Genomic DNA, 20660 nt, shown 5'->3' with positions numbered 1-20660 from the left:
CCGGCGGCCAGTGCCGTCTCAGACAAGCCAGCGCCGCAGTTCGTCCCCGGCCGCCCAGGTGGAGTGCGTCCCACTGGAAACACGTTCGGGCAACTGCACTTTGCACACCGGGCCGTCGGCGACCCCGGCGGCGTCGAACACTAGACAATAGGACGCATCGGCGTTCATATCGGTGGTGATGGTCACCAGGTAGCCGTCGTCCTCGCCGCGGCTGCCGACACGTGGCGCCATCGCCGTCTCGCTGCCGTACACGCCGTCACCGAACCGGAACCGATCTTCGGTGCCGGTGTGCAGGTCGTGACGCACCAGGCCATCGAACAGGAACCAGCCGGGCTTACCGGTGGCGGCGTAGGTGTATCGGTAGGGATGCCCGGCGTAGGCCGAGTTGATCATGCCGAACTCGGTGAGGCTGTCGGACAACTGCTCCTCGCGGGTGGCGCCGGTGCGCAGGTTGAACCGCCAGCGGTGCAGTCGGGTCTGCATACCGTCCAGTGACAGACCGCGGAAGATGCGCTGCCACTTGGGATCCATGCCGTTGTCGATGCCAGAGACGGGCTCGGGTTCACCCTGGAAGAACCCGTCGAGGACGATCTCGTCGCCGTCTTCATAGGCGTTGGTGAAATGCAGCACGTAGGTGGTGTCGGCCTCGAACCACTTGACGTCGGCGTCTGAACCGCGCCGCGGCAGCACGGCGAACCGCGACGGCATATCGCGATGCAGACGCGGGATGTGCGCATTGTGCTTGAGGAACTCCGCATCCCAGAACAGCGGAAAGTCATTGAGGATCACGTAGTTCTCGGTGAACGCCATATCGTGCGGCAGCCGCGGGCCGGGCAGTTCGACGTCCACATAGTGCACCAGCGTGTTGCTCTCGTCGACCACGCCGTAATGCATGTACGGGGCGTCCTTGCCGTAGTTGAAGAACAGCAGCTCGCCGGTGGCGTCGTCGACCTTGGGGTGGGCCGAGACACCGGGGCCCGGCACCCAATCCGGTTTACCCAGGGTGTCCCCGGTGCGCGGATCGATTCGGTACAGGTCGCCACACTGGTAGAAGCTGGTGAGCGCCGTGCCGCGGTGCACGGTCACATCGGTGCTGGATGCATCCTTCATCAGGGTGCGCGCACCCCAGCCGTGGTCACGTTTGGCGAACTCGACCGGTTCGGCGATGCCCGGCCAGAGGGGGCCGCCGGCCTCGTTCTCGGCCAGGAACCCGTCGGTCTTGATGAACCTGTTGCGGTAGAACGCCTTTCCCTCACCGAATCCGACGATGTGCAGCATGCCGTCGCCGTCGAACGGATGGTAGGCCTTGAAGGCCGGGTGCAACGGATTCTCGGTGTTGCGCAGGTACACCCCGTCCAGATCGGTCGGGATCTCACCGGAGACGACCTGTAGGTCGTCGGCATCCCATTCGCAGGTTTGCGGGCGCCACGGGCCGGTGCGGTAGGGGTGGTCGTCGTCCTCGGGCAGGGTGGACAGGTATTTCGCCACGACTTCGGTATTCACATGATCTCCCGGGTTGTCCCGATCACAAAGCTGACGGTGGTGGCGGTGCTGCCACCGAAGTTCAAGGTGCCGAAGGTCTTTGCGCCCTCGACCTGATAGCCGCCTGCGGTGCCGTCGACCTGCTTGGCCGCATCGAGGATCATCCGGATGCCGGTGGCGCCGACCGGATGTCCGCCGCCGATGAGGCCGCCGCTCGGGTTGATCGGTAGTCGTCCGCCGATCTCGATCTCACCGTTCTCGATGGCCTTCCAGGAGTCGCCGGGGCCGGTCAATCCCAGGTGGTCGATCGCCAGATACTCACTGGGCGTGAAGCAGTCGTGCACCTCGACACCGTCGAGGACATCGAGGTTCACCCGGGCCCGTTTGAAGGCGTCGAGCGCGGCGTGTCGGACGTGAGGGAACACGTACTCCTCGGTGCGGTCCAGCTTCCGCTGCAAACCCAGGCCCACGGTGCGGTGCCCCCAGCCCTCGATCAGCCCGATCGGTCGTACCCCGGAGTGGTCGCGCAGATAGTTGTCCGACACCAGCACCAGACCGGCGCCGCCGTCGGTCATCTGGCTGCAGTCCAGTCGCCGGATCCGACCCTCGACAACCGGATTGGACGATCGGTCCACCTGCCACGCCCGGGTCTGGGCATTGGGGTTGGCGCGGGCGTTGGCGTAGTTCAGTGCGGAGATGGCGTCCAGGTGCGCATCGTCGAGTCCGTAACGACGGTCGTATTCCTCGGCGACACGCGAAAACATGTACGGCCACATGAAGGTGGCGTCCTGTCCCTCGTTTCCGGTCCAGGCCGCCGTCCCCAGATGGCGGGCGGCGATATCGCCGGGCACGGTCTTCTCCAGTTCGACGCCGGTGACCAGGGCGCTGTCGTAGGCCCCGGAGCCCAGATCGGCGATGGCCGCCAGCACCGCGACGCTGCCCGATGCGCAGGCGGCCTCATGTCGGGTGGCGGGCGTGCCCCACAGGGCGGGGTCGACGGTGGCGGGCATGGCACCGAGGTGACCCTGCCCGGCGAACAACTCGCCGAAGGCGTTGGCCATATGGATGACGCCGATATCGGCCGCGCGGGTCTTGGCCGCGGCGAGGGTTTCGCGGACGATTTCCGCCGTCAGCGCCGCCAGATCATCACCCTCGCGGTGCACGTTGCGCGCGAAGTCGCTCTGGTAGCCCCCGAGAATCCAGACATTGGCGGCCATCCGTCGGACGCTACTACAACTAAGAGAGTGACAAGTTCAGTTCTGTGCGGTCAATCGCATGAGGCCGCCTGCGGCGGGTCGGAGCACGGCGTCGACGCCCCAGGTCGGGCGGTCGGCCCGCAGGTAGTCCCCGCGGACGTAGACCTTGCGGACGATCCGTCCGTCCTGCTCGAACACCAGCAGCCCGCCCGAGGTCACCTGACTGCCTTCGATCACGTGGCCGCCGACCACCGCCTCGACCTGGTGGCGGGGTGTGCGGTCAGCGAACAGGTGCACCTCATCCCAATCGAATTCGGTGAGGGTGATCAGCGCCGCCGGCTGCCCGCCGGCGCGCAGTTCGGCCAGCTGTGCGTCGATGACGTCGCGGTTGGTGCCGGGCAGCTTGATCGGGACGGCGCCGCAACCGGCCACCGACAGGCACACCACCACCGCCGCAGCCCAGCGTGCTGACAACACGGCACCTCCATATCTCACGTTCCGCCGATCCCGGTCGTCTACACAATGTGAGAGTGCGACCGTTCGAAGACATCGTGACCGATTACGGCCCGATGGTGCTGCGAGTCTGCCGGGCCGCGGTCGGACCGGCAGACGCCGAGGACGCGTGGTCGGAGACCTTCCTGTCCGCGATGCGGGCCTACCCGGAGTTGGATCCGCAGGCCAATATCGAGGCCTGGTTGGTGACCATCGCCCACCGCCGCGCCATCGACATCGGCCGCTCGCGGACGCGGGCGCCGGCCCCGGTCGCCGAGATACCCGAAACCGGCCACATCGACAGCCACGACGTCGACAGCTACGACCCGGATCTCTGGGCGGCGCTGGCGGCGCTGCCCGACAAGCAACGCCACACGCTGGCCTACCACTACCTGGCGGGCCTGCCCTACGCCGAGATCGCCGGCCTGCTCGGAGGGTCCGCCGACGCCGCCCGCCGGGCCGCCGCGGACGGCATCAAGACCCTGCGCACCACCTACCTGAAGGAACAACCATGACCGAGATCTTCGATGGCCTCACCGCCGACGACGCGACCCTGGCCCGGCTGCACGACCGGCTGGCCGGTGACGCGCAACAAGCCGGTCTGCTCGACGTGGCGTACCGGACCGTCGATACCGCCGTCGGTCCGCTGCTGCTGGCCACCACACCGGCCGGCCTGGTACGGGTCGCGTTCCTGGACCAGTCTGGCGTAGAAGCCGAGTTGGAGCGGCTGGCGAGCAAGCTCAGCCCGCGGGTGCTGCGAGCACCGGGCCGGCTCGACATCGCCGCCACCCAGATCGACGAGTACCTGGCGGGCTCGCGCACCCGCTTCGACCTGACCCTGGACCTGCGCCTCGCCGACGGGTTCCGCCGCCAAGTTGTCGAGCACCTGCGCCATATCGGCTACGGCCACCGCGAGAGCTACGGGACCGTGGCTGCGGCCGTCGGTAATCCGAAGGCGGTCCGCGCCGTCGGTACCGCCTGCGGCCACAACCCGCTGCCGCTGGTGATCCCGTGCCACCGGGTGGTGCGCACCGACGGATCGATCGGGCAGTACGCCGGCGGGGCCGCGGTGAAGGCGCGGCTGCTGGAATTGGAGTCGGTATGACGGCCTGGCTGCAGGAGCTCGATGCCGAGGGCTGCGCACCGACGGGCCCGCTGTTGAGCCACGACGAATGTGCGGAGCTGACCGCCATGTGGCACAAAGACGGACGCTTCCGCTCGACCATCGATATGGAGCGCTACCGTTTCGGGCGCGGGGTGTACCGCTACTTCGACGACCCGTTGCCCGATCCGGTGGTGCGGCTGCGTGCCGAGTTCTATCGCCTGCTGCTCCCGCTGGCACGGGACTGGGCGGGCCGCCTCGGCGACCCGGCGCCGTGGCCAGACGATTTTGGCGACTGGCTCGACCGTTGCCACGCCGCAGGCCAGCACAAGCCGACACCGCTGCTGCTGCGCTACGACCCGGGCGACTGGAACGCACTGCATCGTGACCTGTACGGCGACTTGGTGTTTCCTCTGCAGGTCGTCATCGGTCTCGACGAACCCGAGGTGGACTACACCGGCGGCGAGTTCATGCTCGTCGAGCAGCGGGCGCGGGCCCAGTCCAAGGGCACCGTGCGTACCTTGCCGCGAGGGCACGGGCTGATCTTCACCACCAGGGACCGGCCGACGCCCTCGAAGCGCGGATGGTCGCGCACCCCGGTGCGGCACGGTGTGAGCCGGCTGCGCACCGGGCGCCGGCACACGCTGGGGTTGGTGCTGCATGACGCGCAGTGAGGTGTGTCGATGGCGCGTCCGGTGCGGAAAGGGGGCTGAGATCACAGTCCGAGCACTCCGTCGACGGTAGGGAGGAACCCCACGGACCCGGTACCCTTTGGTACCGAAACTAAGGGGTGTTGCGGTGAAGCTGGGCAGGGCGAACACGCTGCGCTTGAGCCTGCTCGCACTTGCCCTGTTCATCGTCGGCACCAACGCCTTCGTCATCGCGGGCCTGCTCCCGAAGATCGGCCACGGGCTCGGCGTCGGACCCGGCACGGTCGGCTACGCCATCTCGGTCTACGCCGCCGTGGTCGCTGTCGCCTCACCGGTGGTGTCGGTGCTCTTCGGCAGGGTGCCGCAACAACGCGTGATGGCCGCGGGTCTGCTGCTCATCGCGATCGGCACCTTCCTGGCCGCGGCGGCCGACACCTTCGCCATCTTCACCGCCGGCCGCGTGATCGCGGCCTTCGGCGGCGCCGCCCTGGTGCCGACGGCGATCGCGGCCGCACCGGTGCTGGTGCCCGCCGAGGTCCGGGGCCGTGCCATCGCGCTCGTCGGCATGGGCTTCACCCTGGCGATGGCCATCGGCTCGCCGATCGGCACCGCACTGGCCGCCGTCGGTGACTGGCGCCTGCCGCTGGCCGCACTCGCCGGACTGGCCACCGTGCTGGCCCCGGCGCTGCTGTTCGTGGTGCGCGAGGTGCCCGACGCCGCCGGGGTGAGCCTGCGCGACCGGGCCGCCATCATGGGTAACCGGCACATCGTGTTCGCCCTCGCCGCGTCGCTGCTGATGATGTTGGCGTTCAACATGGTCTACATCTTCAGCGCGGTGCTGACGCATGACGCCACCGGTGGTGACAGCTCGCGACTGGCCCTGCTGCTGCTGGTGTACGGCACGGCCGGCATCGTCGGGAACTTCCTGGGCGGCCGGCTGTCGGACCGCGTTGGCAGCCGGCGCACCCTGCAGATCGTGCTCGTCGTGCAGTGTGCGGCCTTCCTGACGCTCATCCCGGCGCACGGCTCGATGGTGGCCACCGCGGTCATCTTCGCCTGTTCCGGGGTCGTCGGGCCGGCCGCCTCGGTGGCCATCCAGTACCGATTGGCCGTCATCGACTCGCGCTACGCGGGCGTCGCGTTGGCCTGGTACTCGACGGCCATGTACATCGGCATCTCGATCGCACCCTTGATCGGGGCGGCGGCACTCCCGCACGGGTTCGCGGTGCTGTTGTCCGCCGCGTCGGTGGCCATCCTGGTGGCACTGCTGGCCTCCGAGCTGGGCCACTGGCGCGAGGTCAGGACCGAGCAGGCCGTGCCGGGGGAACTGCTGCCAACAGAGCTCGGGTGTAGTCCCGCTCGGGTGCGCTGAAAAGGTCACCCGCGCTGCGGTATTCGACGGTCCGGCCGGCCTGCAGCACCAGCACGTCATGGCTCATCCGTTCGATGACCGCCAGATCGTGCCCGATGAACAGGTAGGTCAGGTTCAGCTCGCGCTGTAACCGCGCCAACAGGTCGAGCACCTTGGCCTGCACCGACACATCCAGCGCGGCGGTTGCTTCGTCGAGGATCAGCAAATCGGGTTGCACCGCCAACGCCCGGGCGATGCTGACCCGCTGGCGCTGCCCGCCGGACAGCTCATGCGGGTAGCGGTGGGTGAAGTCGGCATCCAGACCCACCATGTCCAGAAGTTCTGTCACCCGGGTCCGCCGCTGCGCCCGGCCGAGCCCCTGCAGCGGCTCCTCGATCGACACCGCCACGGGCATCCGCGGATTCAGCGAGGCGAACGGATCCTGGAACACCATGGCGATGCGCCGGCGGTCGGCGCGACGGTCCAGCACATCGGCCCCGTCCAGCAGCACGCTGCCGGCCGATGGCCGCACCAGACCGGTCAGCGCGGCGGCGACCGTCGACTTCCCCGAACCAGATTCGCCCACCAGGCCCAGTGTGGCGCCGCGGCGGATCTGGAACGACAGATCCGTCACCGCGGGCACCCCGGCGTAGGCTACCTCCAGGCCATCGACGGACAGCAGCACCTCGGCCTCGGCGGGCGGGGGCGGCGGCCCGGTGCCGTCGAGCAGCGGTCGGGCGTCCAGTAATTCGCGCGTATAGCCCTCGCCGGGGTGATCGAAGATCTGGGTGACCGGACCCCGCTCGACGACGGAACCCTCGCGCAGCACGGTCACGGTGTCGGCCACTTCGCCGATGACACCGAGGTCGTGGCTGATCCACACCACCGCGGTGCCGAAATCGCGCTGTAGATCGCGCACCATCGTGATGATCTGCGCCTGGGTGGTGACATCCAGTGCGGTGGTCGGCTCGTCGGCGATCAGCAGTTCGGGATCACAGGCCAGCGCGATCGCCACCATGACCCGCTGCCGCTGCCCGCCGGAGAGCTGATGTGGATAGGACTGCAGCCGTGTCGCCGGATCGGGCAACCCGACAGCCTCCAAGAGCACCAGCGCCCGGTCGCGGGCTGCGCGACGCGTCAGATTCCGGTGTGTCTCCAGGGATTCGGTGATCTGCCGTTCGATCGTCAACAGCGGATTCAGTGATGTGCCCGGGTCCTGGAAGACGAATCCGATGCGTCCGCCGTGGATCCTGCGCAGGGTGCGCGCGGGTGCGCCGATGATCTGCTGGTCGTCGGCCAGCACGCTGGAACCGGTGACGACTGCACCCGGCGCGTCGAGCAGCCCGGTGGCCGCCAACACCGTCATCGACTTACCGGAGCCGGATTCGCCGACGATGCCCAGCGTCTGCTCGGCCTCGACCGTCAGCGAGACGCCCGAGACGATCTCTCGGCGTCCGATCCGGACCGCGAGATCCTCGATGGCCAGTACCGTCATCTGGCCCTCCGCGCCTCGATCATGGTGCGCTGCTTGGGATCCAGCACATCACGCAGCCCGTCGCCGAGCAGGTTCAGCGCCAGCACGATCACGAAGATGGCCGCTCCCGGGAACACCGCCATCCACCACGCCAGCGTCACAAAACCCTGCGCGTCGAAGATCATCCGGCCCAACGAGGGTTGTGGCGGTTGGATGCCCAGGCCCAGGAAGGACAGCGCCGCCTCGGCCAGAATGGCGAACGCCAGCGACAGCGAGGTCTGCACGATCAGCGGCCCGCTGATATTCGGCAGGATGTGCCGGGTCAGGATGTAACGCGACCCGGTACCCATCGTGTACGACACGGACACATAGGGTTCCACCCGCACCGACAACGTCCCGGCCCGCGCCACCCGGGCGAAGATCGGTGTGTAGACGACACCGATGGCCAGCATGGTGGTGCCGATCCCGGGGCCCAGCACCGCGACGATGGCCAGTGCCAGCAGCAGCACCGGGAAGGCGAACATCACGTCGACCACCCGCATCAGCACGGTGTCCAGCCACCCGCCCTCGCGGCCGGCCACGTATCCCGCGACGACCCCGACCGTCACCCCGACCACCGCCGCGAACGCGACGCTGACCACCGCGACCTGCATCGAGGCCTGCACGGCGACCAGCACCCGGGACAGCACGTCCCGGCCCAATTCGTCGGTGCCGAACCAGTGCGCCCCGCTGGGGCCCTGCAGCGCCTGCGGCACATCGACATCGTTGACGCTGTACGGGGTGATCCATTGGGCGGCAACGGTAATGACGATGACCGCAATAATTACGAGGGCGCTCAGCACGGTGATCGGGTTGCCGGCCAGCAGCCGCCAGGCCTTGACGCGGGTCATGACAGCCTGATCCTCGGGTCGACGATCGCGTAGAGCAGATCCACCAGCAGATTGATCAACAGGAACGACGCGGCGATCAGCAGCACCGCCCCCTGGATCACCGGATAGTCCCGGGCAGCCACCGAGGTGTACACCAACCGGCCCAGGCCCGGCCAGGCGAACACCACCTCGACGACGATGACCCCACCCAGGATGGTGCCCAACTGGATACCGGTGATGGTCAGGATGGGCACCAGCGCGTTGCGCACGGTGTGGCGCATCGTGACCGTCCGCGGCGCAAGACCTTTCGAGCGGGCGGTCCGGACATAGCCCATGGCGGCGACCTCGAGCACCGCCGAGCGGATGTAGCGCGTCATGATCGCCGCGGCCACCAGGCCCACCGTCAACCCGGGCAGGATGATGTGGCGCAGCCAGCCACCGGGATCTTCGAACAACGGCCGATACCCCGAGGTGGGCAGCCATCCCAGTGCGGTGGAGAACAGCGAGATCAGCAGGATACCCAGCCAGAAATCGGGTACCGACACCCCGAACTGGCTTGTCACCCGGACGATCGCATCGCTGCTGCGACCCTCGTGCAGCGCGGCCCAGGTGCCGGCGGGCAGGGCGATCAGTAAGGCCAACACGATGCCCACCAAAGCCAGCGACAGCGTGGCGGGAACACGTTCGAACAGGATCGCCACCACCGGGTCGCCGTTGCGGAAGCTGACCCCGAGGTTCCCGGTCAGGGCGTGCCAGAGGTATTCGAAGAACTGGACGATCAGTGGCTTGTCCAGTCCGCTGGCGGTGCGCAGCGCCTCGTAGGCCTCCGGTGTGTAGCGGGTGCCCAGCGCGATGCGCACCGGGTCACCGGGCACCAGGTGCACCAGCGCGAACACCACGATCAGCACACCCACCAGAACGGCGAGCGAGTACAGCAGTCGGCGGGCCAGGAAGCGGGCGATCGTCATGACGCGTCCCCGGACAGGGTGGCGTCGCGGAACCGGATCGCCTTGTCACGGCGCGCTTCATAACCGGTCAGGCCCGGTGTCCAGGCCGCGATGACGGCCGGGTTGTACAGGAAGATGTAGCTGACCCCATCGGCGACCAGGGTCGCCGCCTCCGCGTAATCCTGCTTGCGCGCAGCCGGATCCGTCTCGGTGCGGCCGGCGTCCAGGGCCGCATCGACGCGCGGGTCGGAGAACTTCTGGGCATTGTTGGCGCCGTCGGTGTGGTGCTGCGCGTAGTAGAAGTCGTCGGGGTCGATATTGCCCAACCAGCCCATCATCAGCATGTCGAAATTGCCGTTGTTCTGTTCGTCCAGCCAGGTGGCGAAGTCGACGGTGCGGATGTCGACGGTGATGCCGAGCGGTTCCAGGTTGTCGGCGATCACCTGTGCGGCGGTCACGGTCGCCGGGTACTCGCTGGTGACCAGCATGTCCATCGACGCCGGGGCGGCACCGGCCTCATCGAGCAGTCGACGGGCCGCCTCGATGTCGTAGGAGTACCGGTCATACGGGGTGAACCACGGGTTGCCCTCGGGGATGGCCAGCTGGTTGGCATCGGCGGTGCCGTAACTGGTGGCCTGCACAATGGATGGCCGGTCCACGGCATAGGCGATGGCCTGGCGGACCCGCACGTCATTCCAGGGCGGGCGGGCGGCGTTGAGCGCCAGGTACCAGTAGTCGTTGCTCGGGGTGAGCGCCAACTCCAACGAGTCGTCACCTTGCAGCTGCGCGACACGCTGCGGGGGCACGGCGTCGGTCCAGTCGATCTCGCCGGCCTGCAGGGCCGCCAGAGCGGTGGAGGTTTCGCTGATGAACCGGAACGTCACCCCGGGAATATGGGGCGGCCCGTCCCAGTAGTCCGGGTTGGCGGCCAGGGTGATCGAGTCACCACTCTGGCGGCCGACGAAGGAGAACGGCCCGGTCCCGATCGGGTGGGTGGCGATGCTGCCGTCCTCGACATTGGCCCGCGACACGATGGCCATGCCCTTGAAGCCGCCGAGGTTGGTCAGCAGGTTCGGGGTCGGGCGGGCCAGGGTGATGACGACCGTCAGCGGATCGGCGGCGCGCACCTCGGTGACGGCACTGAACTTGTCGACGGTGGACAGCTTCTCGTCGATGATTCGCCGGTAGGAGTAGACGACGTCCTCGGCGGTCAGCGGACTGCCGTCGTGGAACCGTACTCCGGGACGCAGGTGAAAGGTCCAGGTCAGCTGGTCGGGGGAGGTCTCCCAGGACTGCGCCAGCGCGGGCGCCATGGTGAGGTCGGCGGACGGTTCGACCAACGTGTCGTAGACGTTCTCCAGCACCTCGAAGGAGAAGTAGGCGCTGGTCTTGTGCGGGTCGAGCTGGTCGGGTTCGCCGGCGATCGCGGCGATCAGATTCCCCGAACCCTGGCCCAGATCGACCCGTTGTGCCGGTGCGCACGACGGTGCGGCGAGAAGCGCAACGGCAGCAAGGATGGCCGCCACTACACGCATGCGACGGTCTGTACCCGCTTCGCTTCGTGGCTACACACGGGGGCACCTCGGCGCCGGTGGTCCCCACGTTGGCAGATTGGTCCACGTGTGCAGATAGACTTTGGCGATTGCCACCCACGGGTGGGTGAGAACGCCTCGGAGGTATCGATGAGTAGCCAGCCAGACCCCACTCCCAGCCGTGCCGCGGCTGTCGGGGAGGTCGAGGAACGCCGCATCGGTGACATCAGTGTGGTTGCCGTGACCGGCACGGTCGACATGCTGACCGCGCCGAAGCTGGAGGCGGCGATCAACACGGCCGCGCAGGGCTCGCCGACCGCCGTCGTCATCGACTTCACTGCGGTCGAATTCCTGGCATCGGCGGGCATGGGCGTGCTGGTGGCCGCCCACGGTGACCTGGCCCCGGCGGTCAAACTCACCGTCGTCGCCGACGGGCCGGCAACCAGCCGGCCGCTGAAACTGGTCGGCATCGCCGACATCATCGACCTCTACGCCACGCTGGACGAAGCGTTGGCGGCATTACAGAGTTAGAAACTTCGGCGAACGGGTAGCCAGCAGGTCGACATGACAGAGCAAGGCGCCTCCGCAAGCTTCGCCAAGGTCGGCGTCACCGCCGACCCAGAACTCGCCGCCCTCGTGCGCGAGGACTTCGCCGCGTGGCTGCGAACTCATTTCCTGTTGGATCCCGAGAAGTCCAGTGATGTCCTGCTGGCGGTGTATGAAGCGTTGGCCAACGCGGCCGAGTTCGCGTATGTCGGCGCCGCCGAGCCCGGGCTGATGCACATGCATGCCGACTATGACGCCCATCTCGGGAGCCTCACCGTCACCGTCACCGACGAGGGGCATTGGCGGCCCAAGGACGGCAGCGTGGCCAATCCCGCGCGCGGCCGCGGCCTTCCGCTGATCCACGCGCTCAGTGACCGCGCCGATATCGACTCCACGGCCGCCGGCACCAGTGTGCGGCTGCAGTGGAATCACATCTCCCAGAACTGCAGCTCAGAACTGCGGTAGCCGGACCACCTGCACGAAGAACTCGTCGATCTGACGCACCGCGCTCATGAACTGATCGAGGTCGACGGGCTTGGTGACATATGCGTTGGCGTGCAGCTTGTAGCTGCGCAGGATGTCCTCTTCGGCCGAGGACGTGGTGAGCACCACGATCGGGATATGGCACAGGTCGCTGTCGCCCTTGATCTTCTCCAGCAGCTGGCGACCGTCGTACTTGGGCAGGTTCAGGTCCAGCAGGATCAGATCCGGCCGCGGGGCGCCGGCGTAGGGGCCGCGGCGGTACAGGAAGTCCAGGCCCTCTTCGCCGTCGTGGGCGACGTGCAGGTTGTTCTTGATCTTGTTGTGCTCGAACGCTTCCCGGGTGATCAGCTCGTCCCCGGGGTCGTCCTCGACGAGCAGGATGTCGATGGCTCGGCCTTCTTCGGGCAGCTTCATCGGTGGGTTCCTTCCAGCTGGGGTTCGAGCGCCGGTTCGGGCTCGGTGGTGGGGGTCTTGGGCAGGGTGAAGACGAACCGGGTCCCGTCGGTGTTGTCGGTGTCGATGTGGATGGTGCCACCGTGGTACTCGATGATCTTCTTGACCAGTGCCAGCCCGATTCCGGTGCCGGTGTAGGCATCGCGGCCGTGCAAGCGCTGGAAGATGACGAACACCTTCTCGGCGAACTCGGCACCGATCCCGATTCCGTTGTCGGTCACCGTGAACACCCATCGCTCGGCTTCCTCACCGGTTCCGGCCCGGCAGTCGATCACCACCCGTGGGGTGATCTCGGCCTGGCGGAACTTGACCGCATTGCCGATGAGGTTCTGCCACACCATGATCAGCAGGGTGGGGTCACCGTCGACCCGGGGTAGTTCGGCCGGTCGGACGATCTCGGCACCTGACTCCTCCAATGCGCTGCTGAGGTTGTTCAGCGCGGCGTCGACGGTGTCGTCGAGGGACACCTCCGTGGTGGTGGAGTTGAGGCGTCCGACGCGGGAGAAGGTGAGCAGATCGTTGATCAGGATCTGCATCCGTTTGGCACCGTCGACGGCGAAGGCGATGTATTCGGTTCCGCGCTCGTCCAATTGATCGCCGTACCTCTTCTCCAGCAGCTGACAGAACGATGCGACCTTACGCAGCGGTTCCTGCAGATCGTGTGAGGCGACGTAGGCGAACTGTTCCAGTTCGGCATTGGACCGCCGAAGCTCGTCGGCCTGCTCGTCGAGCGCGGCCCGGGCGGTGCGGGAGGTATCGAGCTCGTCGACGATGCGCTGCCGCATGTCCTCGACATCGGCGGCCATGGCGCGAATGTCCTTGGGGCCGCTGGGAATGATGCGCTCGTCGAAACTGCCCTGGGTGATCCGGCGGCAGGCGGCGGCCAGCGCGGTCAGCGGGCGGTTGACGGCATTGCGCATCACGATCGCGAGCAGCACCGCGGTGGCGACGAAGGTCAGGATGACGGCCACCAGGGCGGCGTCCCGCCAGCTGCGGATCTGTTCCAGATGCGCCAGCCCCGCCTCGCGTGCCTCGCTCAGGTGGTCGTTCTGCACCGCGAAAAGGGCACGCAGACCGTCGAAGAGCGTCTTTCCCTCCTCCACGCTCGCGTCGTCGACGATGGTCGCTTCGGTGGGGCTGACGGTGGCGATCAGCGGGTCAGCGTAGTTGGTGCGCCAGTCGGCGGCGGCCGTCTCGATGGCGTCCAGATCGGCCAGCAGCTCCTGATTGCCGGCCAACGCGCGCCGGATCTCTTCGGCTGCAGCGACTTCGGCGGCCCGGCCCACATCGTAGGGGTCCAGGAACTCGGTGTTGGCGGTCAGCAGGTAACCACGCACCGCGGTCTCCTGGTCCCGCAGTGCTGCCTGCAGTTGGTACGCGGCAATCCGGGCGGGCTGCACGCCGTCGCGTAATTGGTTGGACACCTTGTCGGCCTGCGCGACCAGGATCGTCCCGGCCACCGCGCAGGCCAGCACGGCGGTACCGATGACCGCGAGCACCAGGTTCTGCCAACCCTGCACCGTCAGCTTCATGCCGACCGACGCTCCACCCGGATCACGGCGATGTCATCGGTGAGACCACCGTGCTGCAGGGCTCGGGCCTCAGCATGCTCGATGAGGGCCTCGACGAACTGCGCGCCGGGCAGCGGGGCCAGCGGCTGGGCCAGGTTCAGCAGCCCCGACTCGCCGAGGCGTTCTTCGCCGCGACCGGAGTGGCCTTCGAACAGTCCGTCGGTCAGTAGCAGCAGGCCGTCCCCGGCGGGCAGCTCGAAATGGTCGACCGGCCATTCCCGGGCGCCGAGGCCCAGCGCCGATCCGGCCCGCGGTTCGATCCACTGCACGCCGCGGGCACCCTGCAGCAGCAGGCCGGGGTGGCCGGCACGCACCGCGGTGAACTGCCCGGTGTCGGGTTCCAGTGCCACGCTCAGCAGGGTGGCGAAGATGCCCCGGTGCGGGCGCTCGGTGATCAGGATGCGGTCGAGCTCGCGCATCCGCTCGTTACCGCGCAGCCCCGCGAAGGTCAGCGCACGCCAGCCGATGCGCAGTGCGACGCCGATGGCCGCCTCGTCGGGGCCGTGGCCGGCGACATCGCCGATCATGATGTGCACGGTGCGGTTCGGGGTCTGCACGACATCGAAGAAATCGCCGCCGAGCAGGGCGTCCTGCCGGCTGGGCCGAGATCGGGTGACGATGTCGACGCCGGGAGAGTCCAGCATCACTGGCGAGGGCAGCAGGCCGCGTTCCAATCGGGCGTTCTCCATGGCACGCATCTGGCTGGAGTGCAGGTCGACGGTCGCCATCTCCGCGCGTTTGCGCTCGATGGCGTAGAGCACGGCGCGGCGCAGCATCTCCGGGTCGACGCGGCCCTTGACCAGGTAGTCCTGGGCGCCGGACGACATCGCGGTGACGCCGAAGTGTTCGTCGGCCAGGCCGGTCAGCACGATGATCGGCACGGTGGGGTGCAGCGCCGCGAGCCGGTTCACGGCGTCGATCCCGCTGGCATCGGGCAGGTTCAGGTCCAGCAGCATGCAGTCCGGGCGCTTCTCGGCAAGGAAGAGGGCGGCGTCGTTGATCGACTGCACCCAGTGAAATCCGAAGCCGGTTCCGGCGTCGGCGATCAGTTCCTCGACCAGCAACGCATCACCGCGGTCATCCTCGACCAGGAGCAGCGACAAGCTGCGCCCACCCATGGAGACGGCAATGTTCGGCCCGGGGGAGGCCGCCGGTCTGTGCGGCGCGGACATGGAAAAGTCAGGTCCCCCACCTGGGGCGATAGCCCCGGTCGCGCTGTAATTCTGCATAAGTGACAACGGTTAGAACCCTACCCACATGTCAACCATCGACGGGCATCGAGTGATCTTGGTTGTCGCGGATTGGCTGATGGGACGGGCTGCCACCGAGTGCCCCCGGCAGGATTCGAACCTGCGACACCGGCTTTAGGAGAGCCGTGCTCTATCCCCTGAGCTACGGGGGCGGCACCCGTCGAAACAGGCGTGCAGAAGTCTAGTTGACGCGCGCCGCGGTCCGCTCCCGCCAGGCCCGCTCCCAGCTGCGCAGCATCAACGGGTAGACGATCGAGTACCGGAACGGGGCGATCGCGGCCAGGTAGGCCCGACCGGCCGCGCCGTTGGGATTCACCAGCACCGCCATCCGCAGTTCGTACTGTCCGTCCCGGGCGCGGACCCAGCCCAGGTGCATGATGCCGTGCACCGTGCGGTTGACGATCTCCAGCGCGGCCTCGTCGTGTTGGCGGTACATCTCGGTGAACCCCACACCGTCGCCGTCCCATCCGAACAGGTCACCCAGCTTCCAGCGCACCGCGAACAGGGCCCGCGCCGGCAGCGGCAGTCGCGCGCGGCGAATCACGTCCAGATAGGTGGCGAAGTCGTCGGGCCCGGCCCCGGGCGCCCGACACGACCAGACATCGAGGACGGCGAACTGCGGTGCCTCGCGGTGGATGCGCCACGGACGCTGGGTGTGCGCTGCGATCGGGAGCCTCATGCGGGCACCGCGATCCTGTTGCTCCGCAACGCCATGGCAAACGCGAGGCAGGCAGCGGCGAAGAGCACGATCGGCGGCGGGGGATCCAGCCATACGCTCATGGCCAGCGAGATCACCGACATGGCCAACGCGAGCAGGGTGACCGGACGGATGTCCCGGGCGACCCGGGACAGATACAGCAGCAGCACACCGACGAACACCAGCGCGACGCCCATCACGAGGCTGAAGCTCATCATCAACTCGTAGTACGAGCGCCGTACACCGAACACATCCAGGGTGTGGGCGCGCATCACGGCGTCGACCTCCTCGGAACCGGAACCCAGCAGGCGCATGCCGATATCGCCGATCAGGTGACCGGCCCCGGTCGCGACCCAACACCACGCCCCGACCCGAAACCATCTGTGAGAAACCATGTCTCCACTGTCGACGCGGCGTGGGCGAAACGCGTCCACCTCAGGTTGCGGACCTCTCATCCTGCAGGATGAGCCAAGCCCGTCTCGTAGGCCAACACCACCGCCTGCACCCGGTCGCGCAGGTCGAGTTTGGCCAGCACATGACCGACATGGGTCTTGATGGTCGCCTCGGAGAGGTGCAGCCGGTCGGCTATCTCACGATTGCTTGCGCCGGTGGCGATTTCGAGCAGGATATCCAACTCGCGCGCTGTCAACGCGGCACGCACCGCCTCGGCTCCCCGTGCCGACGGTGCGGCGGCGACGAACTCGATCAACCGGCGGGTGGTCGTCGGCGCGATGACCCCGTGGCCGGCGTGCACGGTGCGGATGGCATCGATGATCTGCTCGCTGCGGGCGTCCTTGAGCAGAAACCCGCTGGCGCCGGCCTGGATCGCCGGGAAGGCGTACTCGTCGAGATCGAAGGTCGTCAGCGCGATCACCCGGCATCCGGGCTGTTCGGCGGTGATCGCCGTGGTGGCCGCGATGCCGTCCATCCGCGGCATCCGCAGGTCCATCAGCACGACGTCCACCCGGCGGGACCGCACCAGCTCCAGTGCTGCGTGGCCGTCTCCGGCCTCGCCGGCCAGTTCGAGATCGGGTTGGCTCTCGACCATCATTCGCAGCGCCGAGCGCATCAACTCCTGATCGTCGACGACGGCCACCCTGATCACGGTGTCATCCTCGCCCGGACCCGCCAGCCGCCGTCGACCGGCCCGGCCTCCAACGTGCCGCCCACCGCCTCGACGCGTTCCCGCATCCCGGTCACACCGCGACCCGGCTGCACCGCTACGTGCACTCCGGTATTCGTCACGGTGACCACGAGTTCCCCTGCTGTCGAACCGATCTCGATCCGGACCCGGGGCCGCGGGCCGGCATGGCGGGTGACGTTGGTCAGCGACTCCTGCACGACGCGGTAGACCGTCAGTCCGACAGCCGGTCCGACCCGTACCTCGGCGACCGACAGGTCGACCTCGATCCCCGTGTCGCGGACCCGGTCCACCAACGTCTCCAGATCTGCCAAACCCGGCTGCGGTTCGTTGGGCGCATCATCGTCGCGCAGCACCCCGAGCAGTCCGCGCATCTCGACCAGTGCCGCGCGACCGACATCGGCGATGGTGGTGAGGATCTCGGGCGCCCGCTCCGGTGCAGTCGGCACCACCAGCCGACCGGCCTCGGCCTGACTGACCATCACGGCCACCGAATGCGCGACGACATCATGCATTTCGCGGGCGATGCGGCGCCGTTCGTCGGCCGCCGCCCGGTCGGCCAGCTGATGCGCCCAGGCGACCCGGGTGGCACGGTACCGGCCGAGCGACCAGGCTGCCAGGGTGCCGCCGACGGCGGTGGTACTCAACAACAACCACCAGGCCCACGCGTTGATCGGGGTCCCCGCGAAGCCCCACAACCTGGCCACCACCAGTGCGCAGCCGATCAGGCCGGCGCTTAGGCAGATCGCCGGCCAGGGGCGGCGGGCATGGGCGCTGACCATGTAGAGCAGCACGAAGATGCACAGGCTGCTCGGTAGCAGAATGGGTCCGTAGTCGCTGGTGTCGACCACCGCGGTGGCGGCCGCGATATCCGGTGCGGCCAGCAGGATCAGGCAGCCCAGTGCCCCGGCCACGAAGGATCCGACCGGCCATCGGCGTGCGGTGCCGACGCCGATGTGCAGGGCCACCAGCGCGATCGCGAGGGCGCACCGCCAAAATAGGGCGGTGCCGTCGTGCCGGATCGCCTGGATGCCGGGCGGTAGCAGGACCGCGGCCAGCAGCACGGCCAGCGCCGGTTGAGCCGCACGATCCCACACGCCCTCAACCTACATAGACACAGAACAAGGGAGGGACGGTCCGTGCGGACCGCCCCTCCCTTGTGTCGATACCTAGTCCTGGTTCGCCTTCTGGCGGGCCTCGTTGGCCTCGGCGGCACCGCGTGCGGCCTCCGCTTCGGCTTCCTTCTTGGCCACTTCGCGCTGCGCGTCGGCCTTGTCCGACTGCGCTTCGCCTTCGCGACGCAGATCGTCGTTACCGGTGACGGCGCCGGCGGCTTCCTTCAGCTTGCCCTTCACGCCCTCGACGACACCCGAAACGCCCTCAGCGGCGCCACTGTTCTCAGCCATGTCAGCTCCTCGATTTCGCCTGAATTGGTGCGCTGTCTCCTCAACGGCACCTCGTCTCCACACCAGGAGTTCCCGGGTACCGCCGATCGAAAACCCGAAACTCGTAGTGGCCCGCGTCACGCTATAGTCGCGGAACCGGGTGGTGGATTCTTCGAAGCGATATGGGGACGTTCGATCAGGGGGTTGAAATCGCTTGCGATCTGGTGGAATACGCCGGATCAATTCGAATCGATGACCGCGTTCCTGCGTGAACGCCGACTGCTGCGCTCGGCACAGCTCATCATGGCGCTGGTGGCCTCGTCCTCGGCTCTGGTACCGCTGTCCCACCTGGCCATTCACCGCCATCTGACACCCGCGGCGCTCACGGTGAGCGCCGCCTCGGCCCTGTTCACCCTGGGTATGACGGCCTACTGGCTCAAGCGCTGGCCGGGCCGGCTGCTGTCCCAGGCCGTGGCACTCACCGGTGCCGCGTTCATCGCGTCCTGGAGCCTGCTGCAGCCCACCCCGGGGATCGCCGCGCTGGCCTGCACCGCGATGGCCGTCACCGGCGCCTACCTGGCGTTCTTCCACACCCCGCGCAGCCTGGCCATCAATCTCGCGCTGGCGCTGCTCACCGCGATCGTGGCGGCCCATCGGCTGGCCGAGCAGACCGATGTGGCCACCGCGGTTTCGGCGTTCTGGGTCGTCTGGTTCATGAACACCTCGTTGCCGGTCGCGGTGCGCGGCATGTCGCGCGCCATGGGTATCTACGCGACGCGGGCCGACGAGGACGGGCTGACCGGCCTGCTGAACCGGCGCGCCTTCGAGGAGGTGGTGCGCCGCATCCGGCGGGAACAGGCCACCGCCGGGATCGCGGTGCTGATGGTCGACATCGACGATTTCAAGCGCATCAACGACACCTTCGGCCATGCCGCCGGCGACCACGTGATCCTCGCCGTGGCCGCGGCGTTGCGCCGCTACGCTCCCGCCGACGCCCTGATCTGCCGGGCCGGCGGCGAGGAGTTCCTGATCGCGCTACCCGGTCGGGCACCGGCACAGGAGACCGCCCGCGTGCTGTGCACCGCGATCGCCGCGCTGCCCGAGCGGGTGACCGCGAGTGTAGGCATCGCGCAGACCGCGGCCGAGGAACCGCTGCCACAACTGATCGCCGCCGCCGACACCGCGATGTACCGGGCCAAACGGGCCGGCGGGAACACCGTCCGTTAGCGCAGTTCGGCGATGACTTTTCCGAATGCCTCGGCATGGGCGGCCTGCACCACCAGATAACCCGCGCCGTAGCCGTCACGCAGCCGGCGCACCTTATCGGCCATATCGCGCACCGACCCGGACAGCACCCCGGGCGTCGCGAGCAGCTGCTCGTCGGTCAGGTCGGGCAGATAGTGCCGGGTCATCGACAGATTCGGCATCTCGGACCCGTCGGTGGGCACAGCGGTGATCGCGACGTTGAGCTCAATATCGTCGAACCGGTCGCCGGCCACCCCGCGCAGGAACGAAATCCGTTCGGCCAGTGGGTCTTCACCGCTGCCGCCGGTGACACCGACGATCGACGCCCACTTTCCCGCCACGGTGAGCAGCCGGTCGCCGCCACCGGCGATCATGATCGGCGCGTCCGGCACGTGCTCGGCCAGGTACTCCACGACATGTTCCAGATACTCGATACGCTGCCGGGCCGGCGGGAACGGTAGCTCGGCAGCCTCGAACTCCTCGCGCACATAGCCGGCGCCCAGCCCGACCTCGAACCGGCCGCCCGAGAGCTCGTGCAACGCCGCGACATCGCGGGCCAGCAGCGCCGGCTTGTAGAAGCACGCGTTGAGCACGAACGTCCCGAGCCGCAGTGTGTCGGTGACGGCCGCGACGGTCGATAGCACCGGAAACGGGGCCGGTGCCCCGAGGTGGTCGGGCACCAGCAGCACGTCGTAGCCGAGGTCCTCGGCAAGGCGGGCGGCGTCGCGCACCTTGGCCGCACTGGAGGTGTCACGCAGGCCGATACCGAAACGGAACATGGCCCGATGGTAGGC

Annotated in this window: 23 protein-coding genes and 1 tRNA gene; 7 read left to right on the top strand and 17 right to left on the bottom strand. The window is 67.9% G+C overall.

Going from position 1 to position 20660, the window contains the following annotated elements:
- Window positions 1-18 precede the first annotated feature (18 nt).
- The 3 genes from ACLBYA_RS17975 to ACLBYA_RS17965 are packed head-to-tail and all read right to left on the bottom strand — an operon-like array spanning window position 19 to window position 3155.
- The gene (locus ACLBYA_RS17975) at window positions 19-1503 is read right to left on the bottom strand and encodes a carotenoid oxygenase family protein (RefSeq protein ID WP_447710783.1); all 1485 of its coding nucleotides are present in this window, start codon (window positions 1501-1503) and stop codon (window positions 19-21) included.
- Window positions 1500-2699 (bottom strand): acetyl-CoA acetyltransferase, encoded by a 1200-nt coding sequence (locus ACLBYA_RS17970; protein WP_447710782.1) that lies wholly within the window; start codon window positions 2697-2699, stop codon window positions 1500-1502. The genes ACLBYA_RS17975 and ACLBYA_RS17970 overlap by 4 nt, the downstream gene beginning before the upstream one ends.
- 36 nt (window positions 2700-2735) lie before the next feature.
- The gene (locus ACLBYA_RS17965; RefSeq protein ID WP_447710781.1) at window positions 2736-3155 is read right to left on the bottom strand and encodes a hypothetical protein; all 420 of its coding nucleotides are present in this window, start codon (window positions 3153-3155) and stop codon (window positions 2736-2738) included.
- Window positions 3156-3208: 53 nt separating this feature from the next.
- On the opposite strand from ACLBYA_RS17965, the gene ACLBYA_RS17960 reads away from it, so the two are divergent.
- The 4 genes from ACLBYA_RS17960 to ACLBYA_RS17945 all read left to right on the top strand — a co-directional run bounded on the left by ACLBYA_RS17960 (window position 3209) and on the right by ACLBYA_RS17945 (window position 6294).
- The gene (locus tag ACLBYA_RS17960; protein WP_447710780.1) at window positions 3209-3685 is read left to right on the top strand and encodes an RNA polymerase sigma factor; all 477 of its coding nucleotides are present in this window, start codon (window positions 3209-3211) and stop codon (window positions 3683-3685) included.
- Window positions 3682-4275 carry a methylated-DNA--[protein]-cysteine S-methyltransferase gene (locus ACLBYA_RS17955; protein WP_447710779.1) on the top strand — a complete coding sequence of 198 codons (594 nt, stop codon included), beginning with the start codon at window positions 3682-3684 and terminating at the stop codon, window positions 4273-4275. Before ACLBYA_RS17960 ends, ACLBYA_RS17955 begins: the two co-directional genes overlap by 4 nt.
- Window positions 4272-4946 (top strand): 2OG-Fe(II) oxygenase, encoded by a 675-nt coding sequence (locus ACLBYA_RS17950; protein WP_447710778.1) that lies wholly within the window; start codon window positions 4272-4274, stop codon window positions 4944-4946. Before ACLBYA_RS17955 ends, ACLBYA_RS17950 begins: the two co-directional genes overlap by 4 nt.
- A gap of 124 nt (window positions 4947-5070) precedes the next feature.
- A complete protein-coding gene (locus tag ACLBYA_RS17945) occupies window positions 5071-6294 on the top strand; it encodes an MFS transporter (RefSeq protein ID WP_447710777.1) in 1224 nt (407 codons plus the stop codon).
- Here ACLBYA_RS17945 and ACLBYA_RS17940 read toward each other — a convergent pair.
- Genes ACLBYA_RS17940 through ACLBYA_RS17925 form a run of 4 tightly spaced genes read right to left on the bottom strand, consistent with a single transcriptional unit; the run spans window position 6221 to window position 11098 of the window.
- The gene (locus tag ACLBYA_RS17940) at window positions 6221-7768 is read right to left on the bottom strand and encodes a dipeptide ABC transporter ATP-binding protein (RefSeq protein ID WP_447710776.1); all 1548 of its coding nucleotides are present in this window, start codon (window positions 7766-7768) and stop codon (window positions 6221-6223) included. The genes ACLBYA_RS17945 and ACLBYA_RS17940 overlap by 74 nt on opposite strands.
- The gene (locus ACLBYA_RS17935; RefSeq protein ID WP_447710775.1) at window positions 7765-8637 is read right to left on the bottom strand and encodes an ABC transporter permease; all 873 of its coding nucleotides are present in this window, start codon (window positions 8635-8637) and stop codon (window positions 7765-7767) included. The genes ACLBYA_RS17940 and ACLBYA_RS17935 overlap by 4 nt, the downstream gene beginning before the upstream one ends.
- Entirely contained in the window at window positions 8634-9584 is a 951-nt protein-coding gene (locus ACLBYA_RS17930; RefSeq protein WP_447710774.1) for an ABC transporter permease, read from the bottom strand. Before ACLBYA_RS17930 ends, ACLBYA_RS17935 begins: the two co-directional genes overlap by 4 nt.
- On the bottom strand, window positions 9581-11098 hold the full coding sequence (locus ACLBYA_RS17925; protein ID WP_447710773.1) for an ABC transporter substrate-binding protein: 1518 nt from the start codon (window positions 11096-11098) through the stop codon (window positions 9581-9583). The genes ACLBYA_RS17930 and ACLBYA_RS17925 overlap by 4 nt, the downstream gene beginning before the upstream one ends.
- A gap of 147 nt (window positions 11099-11245) precedes the next feature.
- Between ACLBYA_RS17925 and ACLBYA_RS17920 the strand changes: the two genes are divergently transcribed.
- Window positions 11246-11626 (top strand): STAS domain-containing protein, encoded by a 381-nt coding sequence (locus ACLBYA_RS17920; RefSeq protein ID WP_447710772.1) that lies wholly within the window; start codon window positions 11246-11248, stop codon window positions 11624-11626.
- A gap of 33 nt (window positions 11627-11659) precedes the next feature.
- Window positions 11660-12106, top strand: a complete 447-nt coding sequence (locus tag ACLBYA_RS17915) for an ATP-binding protein (protein WP_447710771.1) — start codon at window positions 11660-11662, stop codon at window positions 12104-12106.
- Here the strand turns inward: ACLBYA_RS17915 and ACLBYA_RS17910 are convergent.
- The 9 genes from ACLBYA_RS17910 to mbp1 form a co-directional block, all read right to left on the bottom strand.
- Window positions 12092-12538 (bottom strand): response regulator, encoded by a 447-nt coding sequence (locus ACLBYA_RS17910; RefSeq protein WP_447710770.1) that lies wholly within the window; start codon window positions 12536-12538, stop codon window positions 12092-12094. The genes ACLBYA_RS17915 and ACLBYA_RS17910 overlap by 15 nt on opposite strands.
- The gene (locus ACLBYA_RS17905; RefSeq protein ID WP_447710769.1) at window positions 12535-14109 is read right to left on the bottom strand and encodes a sensor histidine kinase; all 1575 of its coding nucleotides are present in this window, start codon (window positions 14107-14109) and stop codon (window positions 12535-12537) included. The genes ACLBYA_RS17910 and ACLBYA_RS17905 overlap by 4 nt, the downstream gene beginning before the upstream one ends.
- Complete coding sequence (locus ACLBYA_RS17900; protein ID WP_447710768.1) at window positions 14106-15320, bottom strand: PP2C family protein-serine/threonine phosphatase; 1215 nt, start codon at window positions 15318-15320, stop codon at window positions 14106-14108. Before ACLBYA_RS17900 ends, ACLBYA_RS17905 begins: the two co-directional genes overlap by 4 nt.
- A gap of 157 nt (window positions 15321-15477) precedes the next feature.
- Window positions 15478-15550 (bottom strand) — tRNA-Arg (locus ACLBYA_RS17895).
- A 29-nt stretch (window positions 15551-15579) separates the two neighbouring features.
- Window positions 15580-16077 carry a DUF2867 domain-containing protein gene (locus ACLBYA_RS17890; RefSeq protein WP_447710767.1) on the bottom strand — a complete coding sequence of 166 codons (498 nt, stop codon included), beginning with the start codon at window positions 16075-16077 and terminating at the stop codon, window positions 15580-15582.
- Window positions 16074-16490: an LIC_13387 family protein gene (locus ACLBYA_RS17885; protein ID WP_447710766.1), complete on the bottom strand. Its 417-nt coding sequence runs from the start codon at window positions 16488-16490 to the stop codon at window positions 16074-16076. Before ACLBYA_RS17885 ends, ACLBYA_RS17890 begins: the two co-directional genes overlap by 4 nt.
- A gap of 56 nt (window positions 16491-16546) precedes the next feature.
- On the bottom strand, window positions 16547-17200 hold the full coding sequence (locus tag ACLBYA_RS17880) for a response regulator transcription factor (RefSeq protein WP_447710765.1): 654 nt from the start codon (window positions 17198-17200) through the stop codon (window positions 16547-16549).
- Complete coding sequence (locus ACLBYA_RS17875; protein WP_447710764.1) at window positions 17197-18333, bottom strand: sensor histidine kinase; 1137 nt, start codon at window positions 18331-18333, stop codon at window positions 17197-17199. The genes ACLBYA_RS17880 and ACLBYA_RS17875 overlap by 4 nt, the downstream gene beginning before the upstream one ends.
- A 72-nt stretch (window positions 18334-18405) precedes the next feature.
- A complete protein-coding gene (gene mbp1 / locus ACLBYA_RS17870; RefSeq protein WP_447710763.1) occupies window positions 18406-18642 on the bottom strand; it encodes a microaggregate-binding protein 1 in 237 nt (78 codons plus the stop codon).
- A 231-nt stretch (window positions 18643-18873) separates the two neighbouring features.
- Between mbp1 and ACLBYA_RS17865 the strand changes: the two genes are divergently transcribed.
- Window positions 18874-19848 carry a diguanylate cyclase domain-containing protein gene (locus tag ACLBYA_RS17865; RefSeq protein ID WP_447710762.1) on the top strand — a complete coding sequence of 325 codons (975 nt, stop codon included), beginning with the start codon at window positions 18874-18876 and terminating at the stop codon, window positions 19846-19848.
- Here ACLBYA_RS17865 and ACLBYA_RS17860 read toward each other — a convergent pair.
- Complete coding sequence (locus ACLBYA_RS17860; RefSeq protein ID WP_447710761.1) at window positions 19845-20645, bottom strand: LLM class F420-dependent oxidoreductase; 801 nt, start codon at window positions 20643-20645, stop codon at window positions 19845-19847. The two genes, ACLBYA_RS17865 and ACLBYA_RS17860, sit on opposite strands and share 4 nt — an antisense overlap.
- Window positions 20646-20660: the final 15 nt, after the last annotated feature.

Source organism: Mycobacterium sp. C31M (assembly GCF_053345865.1).
This window is presented reverse-complemented; position numbering and strand designations above follow the sequence as displayed.

Bases quoted from the DNA above. Each gene is read 5' to 3' on its own strand.
- ACLBYA_RS17970 (WP_447710782.1), bottom strand. From the start codon at position 2,699: ATGGCCGCCAATGTCTGGATTCTCGGGGGCTACCAGAGCGACTTCGCG.
- ACLBYA_RS17955 (WP_447710779.1), top strand. From the start codon at position 3,682: ATGACCGAGATCTTCGATGGCCTCACCGCCGACGACGCGACCCTGGCC.
- ACLBYA_RS17950 (WP_447710778.1), top strand. From the start codon at position 4,272: ATGACGGCCTGGCTGCAGGAGCTCGATGCCGAGGGCTGCGCACCGACG.
- ACLBYA_RS17940 (WP_447710776.1), bottom strand. From the start codon at position 7,768: ATGACGGTACTGGCCATCGAGGATCTCGCGGTCCGGATCGGACGCCGA.
- ACLBYA_RS17935 (WP_447710775.1), bottom strand. From the start codon at position 8,637: ATGACCCGCGTCAAGGCCTGGCGGCTGCTGGCCGGCAACCCGATCACC.
- ACLBYA_RS17930 (WP_447710774.1), bottom strand. From the start codon at position 9,584: ATGACGATCGCCCGCTTCCTGGCCCGCCGACTGCTGTACTCGCTCGCC.
- ACLBYA_RS17925 (WP_447710773.1), bottom strand. From the start codon at position 11,098: ATGCGTGTAGTGGCGGCCATCCTTGCTGCCGTTGCGCTTCTCGCCGCA.
- ACLBYA_RS17920 (WP_447710772.1), top strand. From the start codon at position 11,246: ATGAGTAGCCAGCCAGACCCCACTCCCAGCCGTGCCGCGGCTGTCGGG.
- ACLBYA_RS17915 (WP_447710771.1), top strand. From the start codon at position 11,660: ATGACAGAGCAAGGCGCCTCCGCAAGCTTCGCCAAGGTCGGCGTCACC.
- ACLBYA_RS17910 (WP_447710770.1), bottom strand. From the start codon at position 12,538: ATGAAGCTGCCCGAAGAAGGCCGAGCCATCGACATCCTGCTCGTCGAG.
- ACLBYA_RS17905 (WP_447710769.1), bottom strand. From the start codon at position 14,109: ATGAAGCTGACGGTGCAGGGTTGGCAGAACCTGGTGCTCGCGGTCATC.
- ACLBYA_RS17900 (WP_447710768.1), bottom strand. From the start codon at position 15,320: ATGTCCGCGCCGCACAGACCGGCGGCCTCCCCCGGGCCGAACATTGCC.
- ACLBYA_RS17890 (WP_447710767.1), bottom strand. From the start codon at position 16,077: ATGAGGCTCCCGATCGCAGCGCACACCCAGCGTCCGTGGCGCATCCAC.
- ACLBYA_RS17885 (WP_447710766.1), bottom strand. From the start codon at position 16,490: ATGGTTTCTCACAGATGGTTTCGGGTCGGGGCGTGGTGTTGGGTCGCG.
- mbp1 (WP_447710763.1), bottom strand. From the start codon at position 18,642: ATGGCTGAGAACAGTGGCGCCGCTGAGGGCGTTTCGGGTGTCGTCGAG.
- ACLBYA_RS17865 (WP_447710762.1), top strand. From the start codon at position 18,874: ATGACCGCGTTCCTGCGTGAACGCCGACTGCTGCGCTCGGCACAGCTC.
- ACLBYA_RS17860 (WP_447710761.1), bottom strand. From the start codon at position 20,645: ATGTTCCGTTTCGGTATCGGCCTGCGTGACACCTCCAGTGCGGCCAAG.